General features: G+C 54.0%; 7 protein-coding genes. All 7 read right to left on the reverse strand.

From position 1 onward, the window contains the following. Positions 1-293: 293 nt before the first annotated feature. The 7 genes from HDF09_RS08740 to HDF09_RS08770 all read right to left on the reverse strand — a co-directional run bounded on the left by HDF09_RS08740 (position 294) and on the right by HDF09_RS08770 (position 14,124). Positions 294-578: a hypothetical protein gene (locus HDF09_RS08740; RefSeq protein WP_183764770.1), complete on the reverse strand. Its 285-nt coding sequence runs from the start codon at positions 576-578 to the stop codon at positions 294-296. Positions 579-830: 252 nt separating this feature from the next. Then, positions 831-2,348: a WD40 repeat domain-containing protein gene (locus HDF09_RS08745; RefSeq protein WP_183764773.1), complete on the reverse strand. Its 1,518-nt coding sequence runs from the start codon at positions 2,346-2,348 to the stop codon at positions 831-833. A 274-nt stretch (positions 2,349-2,622) separates the two neighbouring features. Further along, the gene (locus tag HDF09_RS21105) at positions 2,623-8,616 is read right to left on the reverse strand and encodes a malectin domain-containing carbohydrate-binding protein (RefSeq protein ID WP_183764777.1); all 5,994 of its coding nucleotides are present in this window, start codon (positions 8,614-8,616) and stop codon (positions 2,623-2,625) included. Between the two features lie 206 nt (positions 8,617-8,822). Next, positions 8,823-11,141: a TonB-dependent receptor gene (locus HDF09_RS08755; protein ID WP_183764781.1), complete on the reverse strand. Its 2,319-nt coding sequence runs from the start codon at positions 11,139-11,141 to the stop codon at positions 8,823-8,825. A 1,009-nt stretch (positions 11,142-12,150) separates the two neighbouring features. Beyond that, complete coding sequence (locus HDF09_RS21305; protein WP_183764784.1) at positions 12,151-12,372, reverse strand: MBL fold metallo-hydrolase; 222 nt, start codon at positions 12,370-12,372, stop codon at positions 12,151-12,153. A gap of 148 nt (positions 12,373-12,520) precedes the next feature. Continuing rightward, complete coding sequence (gene pqqA / locus HDF09_RS21310; protein WP_183764787.1) at positions 12,521-12,730, reverse strand: pyrroloquinoline quinone precursor peptide PqqA; 210 nt, start codon at positions 12,728-12,730, stop codon at positions 12,521-12,523. Between the two features lie 53 nt (positions 12,731-12,783). Continuing rightward, positions 12,784-14,124, reverse strand: coding sequence for a malectin domain-containing carbohydrate-binding protein (locus tag HDF09_RS08770; protein WP_183764790.1), 1,341 nt, complete (start codon positions 14,122-14,124; stop codon positions 12,784-12,786). Between the last annotated feature and the right edge of the window lie 144 nt (positions 14,125-14,268).

Raw genomic sequence — 14,268 nt, forward strand, 5'->3', positions numbered from 1 at the left:
AGGATGGCAGGCCGGGCTCGGTGGAGGTGCGCTGTTGCGCTCCGAAGAGAGTTTCGCGAGAGGGCGCTAGTGGCAGAACCTCGAGGGCCTGTCCGCTGAGAGCGAGGAGGATGTCTCGCAGGAGAAAGATGCGGGAGGAGCCGTCGCAGACCGCGTGATGAGAGGAGAGGATGAAGATCAGTGCGTCTCCTGATGGAGCAGTACAGCACGGAAGAGAGGAGCCTGATCGGGCGTGAAAGGTTCGGTTACTTCTTCGGCAATCTCCCGCTGCCACCGGGCATTGGGCGATGTAACTACGCGGAGGGGGATGCGCTGGCCGGTGACGCGGCGAAATGAGGGACGCGGTTGAAGGTGGTGTCGATGCAGACAGAGAGCAGCGGGTGGCGCAGCTGTACGGCGTCGAGCGCGTCGTGCCACTGCTGGACGGTTGTGTGACCGGAGATTTGGGCCGCAAGTGCACCGTTGGTAGGAAAGTGCTGGTCGAAGAGGCAGAAGAGCTCTTCAAAAGCGCCGAGGGGACGGAGTAGATCGCGGGGCAGGAGTTCGAGAGGCCGAAGTTCAAGGGAGGTCGAAGACATGATGCTTTCCTTTTCTAGGTTTGAGGCGAGAGATGCAGACTCGCCGCTTCACGGGGAGGTGTGCGGCGACGAGGCACGTCTGGCGTGGAATGGTGATGGTCAAGGACTGTTTCGTTCCTGGTCGGTTGTACGGTGATGTCAATTGGTGTCGACACTTCTGCACGAAGGTTCAAGAGCAAACGCTGTTCAGAGCCGCGCCCAGGCACAAACCTGCGCCGGTCCATAGATCTGGCTGCGCGCTTCGACGGACGACTAAGGCTGTTCGGGTGGGAGTTTTACAAGCGACGAATTCACTTTAGCTAACCAACTCGGAAAGGGACGCGAGAGAGCTTTAGCGTATTCGAGCGAGGAACGATCGCCCTTTGCGATCAGTAAGTTGACATAACTCTCAAGAGTCACATGGCTCCATGGCGAAATGGGTCGCTGAGTTATATCCGCAAAGTACCATTTGCCAAAGAGTGTCCATTGATCGCTGGCCTTCGAGCTGCTCAGTCGAGTCCGGATAACTTCCATCCTGACAAGATCTGGTTTCTTGGCTTGATCAAAGTTATTCAGTATGGATGCAAAGTCGAGAAGATCAGCAAGCCAGGAGGGGGCCTCGTCGTTTGGAGGTAGATCGAGAACCCAGCCTGACGAGCCGCCAGCGATCAACAGAGATATTCCGTCTGGGCTAAATGAGAAGTAGGGAGATCCTGTCGGTATAACGATCGGAAGCAGAACTTGATCGCCCGAGAGTGTATCCCAAAGTCTCACCGCCTTATCTCCAGCAACCGTTGCGACTAGCCTACTATCGAGACTGAATGATGCCCGACCAACAGGAGCTGGATGCTGCAGAGGAGCGACCATCAACTTACCGCTGTTTGCATTCCATATTCGTGCAGTGTGGTCTTTCGATGCAGTGACGACGAGCGAAGCATCGCTATTAAATTCTGCAGATGCTACCCCAAATCCATGACTCATGACAACACCTGTTGGAGTCCCGCTCTGCGCGTCCCATATCTCTGCCGTAGAGTCCGCACACGCCGTAACAATCCTCTTGTCATCAGGGCTGAACTGAGCGCTGTAAATATCATTGTTACGGCGCAGTCTCGAGGTGCGTACTCCTGTACTTGGATCGCGGAGATCGGCATAGTTGTCTCCATTTGCTATCAAGATCAATTTTCCATCACTGCTAAAGCTGACCTGATAGGCAGACTCGTGGTACTCGATGAGAGGAGACAGAGGCTTGCCGGTTGCGGCATCCCATGTACGGGCTTTCCCCGCTTCTGATGCCGCGGCAATAGTCTTTCCATCTGGGCTGAAGCTCACAGACCATGCAGAACCGAACAGTTCCATGGATGAGACTAGTCTTTTGCCAGTGTTGGCATCCCAAATCACGATCTTGCCACCGTCCGTACCTGTCGCGATTTTTTTTCCGTCACGACTGAAAACTCCTGAGACCACCTCATCATCGTGATCCAACGATGGAATCAGTTGGAGTCCGGTGCGTGAGTCCCAAACTCGAGCTGTGTGGTCCGTCGATGTGGTAAGTATCCTGGTCCCATCGTGACTGTAACTAGCTGACGTCATCACTCCTGTATGGCCTCGAAGCCTTAACGCAGTATTGGCGCGCTGTTCAGTGAGCAGGCGAAAAGCCAAACGCGAAGCCTCTAAGTTATGAGGTTGCTGGCGCAAGCTATCCGCCAACAACTGAAACGCCGCCGATTTACTACCAGTCTCTGCAAGCTCGAACGCTTTCAAATAATCCACATACGAATCGATCACGGCCATTGAAGCTTTCGTAACGCCGACAGGTGCCCCGGCTCCTTCATTACTGCTGGAAATCGTCTGGGCGACCAGACTCCCGCTTGCCAGAGATAGGGAGAGCATCAAGGCAGAGGCTGGTAAAAGCCCCTGATATCGCGACCGAGTATAGAGAGAGAACATCGATTCCTTTTCAAACGTTGAGCTTTTCTACAAAGTTAGTTCGAGGGTCTGCACGGAGTGCTTCAGCAGACCCTCGAAAGACGACAGGCGGAAATCTAACCTGTCTCGTGGTTAGCGGTTATTTGATCTCAATGCCGTTCACCATCGGCTGGTCGTGCGCACCGTTGGAGAAAGCAATGACAATCTGACCGTTGACGGGTGTGATGTTGGCGAAGCTCTGAACGACCGCGGTGAAGTTGGCATTTCCAGCAGCCGCAAAGATATCAAAGTTTGTCAGCACCTGAGTTCCATTGATCGATACATTGAACTGTCGAGAGTTCGCCGTCGTGAAGAAAAGTTCGGCGAAGTGGAGGACCACCGTGTAGGTTCTAGTGGCCGACAGGTTGGGGATAGTGTAAGTAACGCCTCCCTGGTGAGCATCCGCATACACCGCAGCCGGTGCAGCTATACTTGCGGTCGCAGCTGGTATGGTGATGGCATGGCCTGGAGCATCATTGTTGCCGCCGACAAAGTCGGTATCGCCGATGAAGCTGCCCACTACCTTCGAGCTGCCGGCATTGATCGCAATCACATCCATAGACACAGCTGCAGTTGATGTGGAAACCTGCTGCGAAGGCGGTGAAAGCATTCCGGCGCCGTTCACCGCTTCGACTACGTAGTAGTACATGGTCGAAGGGGTGAGACTCGTATCGGAGAAGCTAGTCGTTGTAAGGTTATTTGCGATCTGGGTAGCCGCGGACGGTACGAAGCCCGCGGTGGTGCTCTTGAGGACCGTGTATGTGACTCCCGAACTGACGCTCGCTCTCCAACTCAGATTGACTGTGTTTGACGAGCCGGTTGAGGCTGTCAGGGCTGTTGGGGCGGACGGTATGGCCGGCCCTCCTGTCTGAATCTCAATGCCGTTCACCATAGGCTGGTCGTTCGTGCCATTGGTAAATGCGATGACGATCTGACCGTTCACAGGAGTAATGTTGGGAATGGTCTCGACAGCCGCCGTGAAGCTAGCGTTTCCGGCAGACGCAAAGATATCAAAGTTCGTCAGCACCTGTGCTCCGTTGATTGACACGTTGAACAGGCGAGAGTTTGGTGCAGTAAAGAACAGTTCAGCAAAGTGCAATACCACAGTGTAGGTGTTGCCTGCTGACAGGTTGGGTATGGTGTAAGTGACACCGCCTTGATGAGCATCTGCATACACCGCAGCGGGCGCAGTGATACTTGCGATCGCAGTGGGTATGGTGATGGCATGGTTTGTAGCATCATCATTGCCACCGGTGAAGTCCGTATCAGCGACGAAGGTTACGTTGTTGGCGGAGTCGGGCACTCCTGTGGCACTGCCCGCATTGATTGCAATGACTTCGGTTACTCCAGAAGCGGCTAGCGTCTGTGTTGAGGCCTGCAGCGATGATGTAGAGCCGGCACCGTTGACTGCTTCTACCACATAAAAGTATGTCGTAGAGGCGGTGAGACCCGTGTCTGAATCGGTGGTGGTTGTCAGACCTTGTGCGATCTGATTGGCCGCCGTGGGAGTAAAGCCAGAGGTGGTACTCCGGAAGACGGAGTACGTAACTCCCTGTGTGGTGCTTGCCATCCAACTCAGGTTCATCTGGCTTGACGAGACCGCAGTCGGTGTCAGGTTGGTGGGTGCAGCCGGCAAGACCGGAACGGCGTTGCTGATGGTCAGGCTCAATGTTGCCGTGCCTGTCTGACCGGTGGAGTTGGTGGCCGACAATGTGATGGGGAAGCTACCGGTCACCGTTGGCGTACCCGAAATGACTGCGCCAGTAAGGCTCAGGCCGGTAGGCAGAGGGCTGGTACTGAAGGTGGTACTCGCCTGATTAGAGGTGATGGTATAGCTGAAAGTCTGTCCTTCCGTCGCCGCCGCAGTCGTAGCACTTGTGATGACTGGTGTAGGAGCGTTGACAGTCAGCGTTAGTGTTGCCGTGCTTAACTGACCGGTGGAGTTGGTTGCAGTCAATGTGATGGGATAGCTACCGGTGACTGTGGGCGTACCGGAGATCGTATTGACGCCATCGAAGCTCAGGCCGGCAGGCAGGGGACTGGTACTGAAGGTGGTACCCGCCTGGTTAGAGGTGATGGTATAGCTAAAGGGTTGTCCTTCCGTCGCTGCCGCAGTCGTAGCACTTGTGATGGCTGGCGGTGTTTGGGTTGCAGCACCAAAGGACCCGATGACCTCGAAGTCAAACAACGAATAGCCAAAGGTTGTCGTCCGTTTCGTGCCGCACATTCGAACAAAGCGGCCATTCGCGTTCAAGCCACTGTACGTTTTGATGCCGCCGTTTGTATTGCCCGTAACGGTCACGACGGTCGTCCATTTGGTGTTGGCTGCGCTGCAGTCAGGGGTGGCCGCTTCTGGAATTACCGAGGGATCGTTGCTTGTCTGGAGCACATAGTTGGCTCCAGCAGCATTCTCCCAGTCCAGAACAATGGTGTGGATATTTGCAGCGTTATTCAGATCGATGACGAGTGACTGAGGATCCACTCCCTGCTGCGTCTCCCATCTGGTGGTCAAGTTGCTATCTACCGCGTTTGCGGCTATGTTGCCCCCATTGGAGCTCGAGGGGCTAGTGTGTTTGAACAACGCTACATTCGCATCCGTCTGCACTGGCAGGCTTTGTCCGACCAAGCTGTTTGCCTTTGTTGCGTCCGCTGCATTCACAATTCCATCGAGGTTTAGATCGAATTGTGCGTTGGCTGAGGTGATCGTGGTGATCGGATTATTGCTATTGTTCGCGATCAGAGTCGTGATGGCGTTCGCATCGGCCGAGTCGACTACGTGATCACCATTGACATCTCCCTCAAGAACATTGAAAGGAAGATCGTAGGTTGCATTCTGCGATGCCTCACTGGTGAGGCCGGTCAAATGCAACTGCAGCGCCTGAGCGTTTGCCACATTCGCAAGTGTTACGGTAACGACGGATCCAGTTGAGTCGAGTGTGACCGAACTTACGCTTCCCTGCACCTGCTGAGTCGACCCAGGCTGAGCGTTGAGTACGGCTGCGGGTTTCACTGAAAGTGGCTGGGCGAAGTTTAGTTGAAGCGTGTAGGTCTGGTTTGGAGCGACACGCGCCTCAGTAGAAGGGGACCCAGTCGGTCCAAACGGGTAGAGCGAAATGCCTACCGGCGTCCCCGCGTGAGTCTGAACAGAAGTAGCCTGGTAGACAGGATCCGAAAACTCATTCAAGAGTTGCGCCGGAGTAACGGCGGTATTGTAAATACGAACCTCGTCGATGAAGCCTTGGAATCCGTCGGTAGAAGTCTGGTCAGTGGGGCTGTTTGGAAAAAGATTTTGTTGGCCGAACCATAGGTCTCCGCCTCCGTTGGCGTCTTTCGCTGTTCCCTGCCCGGCAAGCTGACCGTTTACATAAAGGTATCGCTTGTTGTTGGGGCCGTCTTGTACGAGCGCCACCTGTGTCCAAACTCCGGCCGCTGCCGCTGTGCCCGTTATGATTGTCCCAGTAGCACCCGGAGTACCACTGCGTGCCTCCCACTGTCCGTTGGCGTTGATCCAAAGACCGTATTCGTTACCCTGGTCTCTTGACTTCACGACGATCGAAGCACCGTCAAGACCGTTGCCTGACGGGCCGCCGAAGCCCTGCACCGCTGTCGGGTTGACCCAAGCGATGAGGCTATAGCTCTGGCTCGCGGTGAACTGCAGATCAGAACTACTTTTTACGACGAGCCGGTCGATGACTGTGGTCCCGTGATAATTCCAGGATCCTCCAACATAGCCGCTGGGGCTAGATTCAATCTCATTCGACCCCTGGCTAAGGTCCTTCACCGCAGTGTGGCCGTTTCCGGTGAAATCCGCCGAGCTAGTCGCATTTTCTGTCTGCTGAAGCCCCTCGTCCATCGGCCAGTATGCAACCAGCCCAGATTCGGAATATTGCTGGAAGGTGGTCGCAGAAGCAATATTGCTCACGTTTGAAGAGCCAGCTGAATTGGTTGCAACGACTGTATAGAAATAAGTCGTATTCGGGCTCAAGTTTGCCGTAAACGGTTGGCCGTTCGCACCGGTCTCGAGGCCGCTATCAATAAAATCTAAGTTGGCTGTGTTCCTGGCGATCTGAATAGCAGTACAGGTGGCACAGGTTGCGCGAAAAACATTAAAACCGGTGTGCGCAGTCGGCTGACCGCTATCCGGGTCAGTCCAGGTCACTGTAATCTGCGATTCAGAATCAGCCTGCGCAGAGACATTCAGCGGCACTTGTGTCGGAGCACCTGGCGCAACCGGGGCTGAGCCGTAAACGAAGAGATATCCTGGCTTATTGTCCGATGGCTGCACGAACGATGTAGTAGTTCCGTTGATCGTGACGCTTCCGGTCGTGGTGGGATTTTGATAGCAGGTGAAATACACCTTTCCGCCCGACACAATCGGCAGCGAAAATGTTGGCGTAACGCAGGTATTTTGCGACCCATCGTCTGTGTTGATGTTAGTTTGCGAGAAGATAGCACCCTGGGCTAAGTTGCTTGCATCCCAGGCACGTATTCCGTTGCTGGCCTGCCATACCACGCCATTGCTCGTACCGTTTGCAGAGATAAATACTCCGGCATTCTTGTCAACAGGACCCTCTGGTGAAGCGTCCTCTATGCTGGAAACGTAGGTATTCGTGGTTTGGTTAAAGCCAACTGCACGTGATCGAGCGCCGGAGGTGCCTCCCGAAAAATAGATGCGGTTATTAAAAAAGGAGGGCGTATTGAAGAAGCCTGTTCCGCTTGGAAAGACAATCTCTTGCACAACATTTTTATCCTGAAAGTCAACTCCAAGACTACTGCTGAGCGTGCTACCCTGCGACGTGTCTATACCGCCGAGATTCGTACGATCCAGGACGTACATGACGCCGGCTTTGCCCCCGCCGATCAGTAACTGCTTTGTACTGCCATCCGGAGCGGGTGTGTCGAAGAGCAGCGCGCCGCCTGCACCGAGGTCCTGATCTCCATTATTGAATGAGTCCCATTGTGCGGGGGTAAACCATACACTGGTATCAGCAAAGGGAACCCGCAACTCATTTTGAGCACGGTATGATACCGTGCCAGCTGGAGTTATATCGAAGGCGAGCACGCTCATTGGCCAATTGGTTCCCTGCGAAAACACATTGCCCTGACTATCCGTACCCATGGGGGGCAATGGCTTATTATTGGAATCTTTGTTGTCCCAGTTACCGCCATTGCCGGTGATGACATACATCTTATTCAATGCAGGATCGATAGCAGGACTAGCGCCCCCCATCCAGATTCCCGCCTCAAAGGTGTTATCCGGGGTTGTCGTAAACTCCGTCGTTTGCTGCAAAGTGGTCGCGTTGTATCCAACGACGAAGCCAGAATACGGCTGTCCATCGCTGTGCGATGCGTAGGCGAGATACAAGGTGTTATGGCCACTGAAATTGTCCAGCGTTAGCGCCGAGCGAAGGTGCGAATGGAGAGGATAAAAGGGGATGGTTCCAGCAGGAGCAGCCGGCTCATTGTCGTTTTCGCAACCGGTATTGTTCGGCGTATTAGGAACTTGGCTCGTCTGACTGCAAGGTGTGTTACGGTCTCCGGGAAAGGAACCGTTGAACTGAGGGTTGATCACAACAGGGCCGCCGTTCACAGGTTGCCCAGATTTCACATCGATAGCCCAAAGCAGTTGTTCGTAAGGATGTGAGGCCGGAAGAGTTGCGGTGTCCTTCAGTGCAGACACCACATAAATGATTCCCTGCGTTGAGTCAATTACCGGTGTTGCCGTATCGCCAAAGAGAGGCCTAATGTCCGGCGCGGAGTTGGTGTCTATCTGCGGAATGGGCACGGCCGTCGTGTTACCCGTCGGAACGAGATGCAAGCTCCAGATTGGATTGGAGGTCCCATGGCCCTTCACGTACTTTGGGTCTTGATCAGCGTCGAAAGCGTACAGCGTCGCATTCTCCGTGACAACGAAGACGACATTATTGTGAGTCTGACCATCCGCCCAGCCTCCGGGAAGCTTGCTGCTCGTCGTACCGCTTAGATAAAGCGGTTGCGCGAAGACTTGTCCGTCCACTTTCTCGGAAAAAAGAGGGATGAGGTTGCCACTGGTGTGAACGAACGAAGGGGTGAGAATGGTCTCATTCGCGTTCACGCCTGTGTGCTTGGTGTCAACTTGCCAAGTGGTGATGTCAGTTTGGGCATGCGCCGTAGAAACGCAGAGTAGACCAATAAGATTGAGAAAGAGAGCGCCTGCGAGCGATGGAATTTGCAAAATTATCCTCCGGATGAAGCGTGTGACGGTCTTCGATTGAGCGCCATTAAAGGCTAGCCGGCAGAAGATCCCTTCTGTCGTGGTAGCTAAAAGCTGGTGTTAAGGCGAAGGGAGAAGCTTCGTGCAGGCCCAATGGCATTGCCGGAGAAGAGACCGCCGAAGTCGATGATGTTGAGACGGTTGTTCAGATTGTCACCGTCGACCTGAAAGCGTGAATTGATTCTTTCGCTTTTGTAAATATCTACTCCGAGAGAGGCTTGGATGGACAAAGAGGGGGCGACACGGCCACGCTCGAAGTTGAGCCGGCTAACCACGGCGGGCCCGTACTGAGCGAGGGCATCAGACTGCTCGCCTTCAAACTCGAAGGGAAGGCCAGCACCCGAGAGAAGTCCCGTGGCCAACCAGATGCGCGGCGTAAATTGATATTGGAAGCGCGTCCGGACGGTGTTGCGTTGATCCTGCGAATCTGGGAAATGGCCGCTCAGTTGGCTGAGAGCGGCGCCAACGTCGTCGCCGAGGAAGAGCCCGCCAGTGACCGGAAACCAGACGTTGCCGACCATGTACGAGTAGCTGAGGTAGCCGCTGAGCTTGCCCACGCGCACCAAACTGAGTTTGCCTTCCGCTCCGTAGATAACAGCTTTATCGAAGGCGATAGGGTAACTGACGCCGGTATTCAGGAGCTGATCATCGTCTGCGTACTTGCGCACGTCCCGACGGTAAAAGTTGGCATCGACCCGCAGCTTCTCCGCGAGTGAAGTGCTCGAACCGCCCTCGTAGTAATTGCCGATAGACGGTTTAACCGGCAGCTTCAAGACCTGTGGATTTAAGGACTGGATGTAACCGGAGCTGGAGATAAGGATGTTCTCGTTAGAGGGCGTCTGGAAGACGCGATCGAAAGAAAAATGCAGGACGGTACTGAACGAAGGCAAATAGCGACCGACGGAAAAGCGTGGGCTGAAGGCGTTCTGGTTGAGCAGTAGCTGGTAGTGATCCCAACGAATGCCCGCACTGACAGTCCATCTTCCAAGGCGAATGAGATCTTCGACGAAGGCGCCTTGTTCAAGGTCGGGCCTGCTTTGGATAAAGGGCGGTAACGCGATCGGGGTGCTGTCGTGGAATTGGCTTGGATCGGTGATGAAGTAGTTGAAATTTTCGTGGAGGAAGGCCGTGTCGGACTCGATGCCGGCCTTGAACTCCTGAATTCCGTGGTGAAACGAGGCCGCCCCCTTGAAGTAGCGCTCGCGAAAGCTGTTTTTCTGAAATGCGATGATTGGCGTCGACAACGGATTGGAGTAGAGATCGTTTGCGTTATCGCGGACCATCCCGACAAGGTTGGTCAGCAGGTTGGGCGAAAAGATGTGCTGGTAGCTGACGGTGCCGATGGTCTCGAAGTTATCGCCGTTCTGGATCTGACCGGCCAGTTCCTGCAGGAATTCGTTGGGGATCTCGAAACGCGAGAGCTCGTGACGGACGCCCGCCGTAAGGCGGTCGCTAGGCGTGAAGTCGCGCTCGTACATGAGGGCGAAATCTGCCGTAGTGCCGTTGTTGGTGAAGTTCTCCGGTACCACTGGGTTGAGGTAGTGACTCGTACCGCTGCCGGAGGCGCTTGCCGATAACGTATTCTTACCCCAGGTGTCCTGCAGTTGTCCAAAGGACTGGAGCGTGTCGTAGCTGCCACCACCAAGGACCAGTTGGCCGTGCAGACCGGCCTGAGCTTTGCGGCGTGTGTTGAGTTCGACGACGCCGCCTAACTTTCTTCCGTACTCGGCGGGAATACCGGCCGTATAGATGCTGACAGAGTCGAGGTCATCGGCTTCAATCTCAGGACCGAATCCTGGGGAGCGGTTGTCGGTAAGAGGAACGCCATCGACTACGAGCTGGGTCTGGTACTCCGATCCGCGAGGATGCAGGACGGCGTTTCCTTCATAGAGCCAGCCGGGTTGCGAGTTGACAAGGTCCTGCACGGAGCGCCCAGGAAGCGAAGCGACACGATCCTCAATCTCCGCAGAACCGATCTGCATGATGGATGATGGTCGATTGGGATCGAGGAGGATGCCCGTATCGCTCACGCGGATGACGGTGTTGATTGGAGCGATGGATAGGTGGAGAGTGCGTTCGACCGGGATCGCAGACCTTATCTCCAACGTGTTTGAGATGGGGGAAAAGCCTTGTTTTTCGATGTCCAACCTGTAGACGCCGTACGCCAGAGTTTTGATTTTGGCCGAGCCGTCGGCGTCAGTGGTGAGTTCACTGAAATATTGGTTGGCTTCGCTGGAGAGAGCGACAGTGGCCTTAAGGCCAAGTCCGGTCGAATCGGTGACCTTGAGACGAAGTTCACCTGTGCTGACCTGGGCTACAAGAGGGGCGGCGACAAAACAGAGCGAAAATGTGCAGAGTATCTTCATAAGGTACTAAGCCGATCATTCGATAGATGATGCTCTCTACATCCTTTCCACTCTTACTCTGAGTAGTAGCTATTTTGGTAGCGGATCATTAACAACGAGGGTGCTGTTAGACTCCGGGGCTGCCTGTCCTAACATCGAGCGAATAAATAGGCTGCTGGAAAGCTAGCGCTGGAGCGATAAATATTGCACTGCACTATCTCCCAAATGAAGCGTGTTACGTCTTTCGATTGAGTTCAACTCAATCGGGGCCAGTAAGAGGTCTTCAACTTGGTACAGTTCTGCCGTACGAAGGGAAGGTGGAAGCCAAGATTCTCTACGGTTGTTCAGGAATTAACGGGGAGGGAGGGGGAGGTAAAACTTTCGTGGAAAAGGTTTTTTAACGCAGAGTGCGTATGCCTGTTTCAAGCCGAGCGACAATTCGAGTCTGCCGCACGTGCTCTTTTATTGTCTCCTTCGTCGGGTCGATTCACTTATCGAATCATAAATTTTATAACGTGAAAGTAATCTAGCATGCTACTACAAGGATTTTCTAAGAAACTTGTCAAAAGATTGTCACTAATGCACTCTCAGAAAATGGGATTAGATGAATGACTCTCCAGTTAGTCGCATTTATCTTTCGCAATTTGCAATCTTATTTGTAGCAAATTCATGACTACTTATCTCCGGATGTAAGACCAGATCGCAGATTCAAAGTCAAACAACCCACCACGCAAGGAATAGTGTGAGAGGGATGCGATAGAACCATCTCCGGTCGGGATCTGGATGCTTTTGCGTCATGGCAACCAGTGCTTCATGCAGTTCCCACCGAGCGCGCCGATGGGGTTTCGGGCTCTGAATATTCCTAAGTTCATCAGCCTTTTTTAGTTACATAATTGGGAAAACTGCAAGGTAAGACAAATTGGAGTGCACGCCTCCTAACAAAGACTTGCTTGAGGCCTTCCAGAAGATTCCATCCACTAGAAGAACCGAACCGGTCGAGAACAGCGATCAAGCATCTGAAAAAAACTGTTCAAATGCAGAATGCTGCGGCTGCTCCGGATACGTAGATGCGGACAGGAGTAAATTCACGCACATAGCAAACCGGGACATGGTCAAGATCTGCGCTGGTACGAATGACATCTTCTACAGGTGTGTTGCGCAATCCCCTGGCGGGATCGGGGTGGATTTCGAATATGCGATTTAATTGCTCCCGAAAATCCGGCGATGCGTCAATCAGAAACCAGATATTCACGTCAGCGTAACAGCAAGTTGTGACTGGGTTCGGGCCTGATGCGATGGGTCACGTTGCAGAGCAGAACAGTTTTTAGCAGGCGCAATTCCATTGAGGAAGGCCGCCACTTGCGGCGGCCCCAATACTTTAATACGCACACTCAGTAGACTTACAGTTCGACCGGCGCGTAGGAGTTGATTTCGCAGTTGAGGGAGATTTCTTCGAACTCGGGTGTGGTCCAGGATGATGGTTGCATGATTACCTCTAGCGGGGAGTGGGTATTGCTTAGGTGAGTGTAGTCGATCCCGGAAATCCGAGCAATCAGCGTCGCCACATAGATCGAGGCACATGAGTTGCTGTCGCAGCGAGTTGGAATCATCAGCCAGATCGCGACTAAGCCGCGATCTGGCTGACTTCTATCTATCCTGCATGCTAGTTAATTTCGATCGCGCTCAACAGAGAGCTGTTGACGACCGAGGTGAACGTAACTACGAAAGTGCCGTTGGAGTCCGCGTTTGCCGTGAGCTCCTGTATCACTGCCTTGTTCTTGGCGCCCGCCGCGGCGAAGATGTCAAAATTTGTCATCACCTGCGTTCCATTGATGCTGATATTGAAGGTGCGGGAGCCGACAGTGGAGAAGTAGGTTTCGGCAAAATGCAGCCTCACCGTATGGCTCGATCCAGGGACAAAGCCAGCAAGCGTGTAGGTAAAGTTCCCCTGGCGGGCGTCCTGATACACGGTCATCGGCGCAGCGTTCGTAACACCACTGAGATCGATGACGTTCTTGTGGCTAAGAATCGAACCGCCTGCAAAGTCTACGTCCGAAATAAAGGGAGCGACTGCCGGACCGCCTGCGTTGATCTGGGCGCTGCTTACCGTCGGACATTGGCTGATTGAGGCGCTGGCCTGGGTTGACGTAACCGATAGCCCCGCCAAATCTACCGCCTGCACGACATAGTAGTAAGGCGTCTGACACATTCCCGTCGTATCTTCATATTTCGTTCCGGACACTACGGTTGCGATCTGGTTGGCGACCGATGGGATGAACCCTGACGTGGCACCGCGGAACACATTGTAATATCCAACCGTGCAGCCGGAGGGAGCCGCGCTGGCGTTCCAGGTCAGTGCAATGGCATTGTTGGAGTCTTCCGCCACGCTAAGTCCGCCCGGCGCCAGAGGCAGGACGCTGCAACTATTGCTTCCGCCCGCGGTGACGGTCATCGAGTCAAGGCGCGAGACACTTTGAGTGGCCACGTTAAAGACTTGAACGGTGTTCTGGCCTGCATTCAAGGGGACCGCAATGCTTACAGTACTAAAGGTATCGAAGTCACCGGTGACCGGGAAGTTCAGGTCGGAAGTCATGACGATGCCGTTTACCAGGATGCCCTCTGGCCTATTCAAAACTCCTGGGAAAAGGCCGGTGGCGAATGCATAGCGCATCGTCAAAGTGTAGGTGCCGGCGGTCGGTACCACCACGTTCGAGAAGGTCGCCGTGCCTTCCGTCGTATAAGCCATATCGACGGTCTCTTTGGCAGGATTCATCGCGTTCGATGAGGTGATATAGGAAGGAAACCAGGAGCTCAACTGCTCGAAGCAATCGAAGCCATTGAGCAGAGCATCTTTGAAGTAATACTGCGTTCCGCCCGCAACGGCTACACCAGCGACTGTGCCGTCGCCGCGCGATGTTGGGAACTGCGCAGGACAGGGTCCAGCCAACGCCGCACCTACTCCCAGAGACAACAACATTAATAAGACAAGAGATGCTCTTTTCATTACAGTGCCTTTCAGTGACTACATTCAACGTTGAGGGACAAACAATCGACGGGTTTCATCACGTCAATCGTAGGGGGGAGGTCAATTCTTAGTGGCTCCGCGACAAGATAGGCACTCATCGTACGCAGTGAGTTGCTGTCATCA

Source organism: Edaphobacter lichenicola, assembly GCF_014201315.1.
GTDB lineage: Bacteria > Acidobacteriota > Terriglobia > Terriglobales > Acidobacteriaceae > Edaphobacter > Edaphobacter lichenicola_B.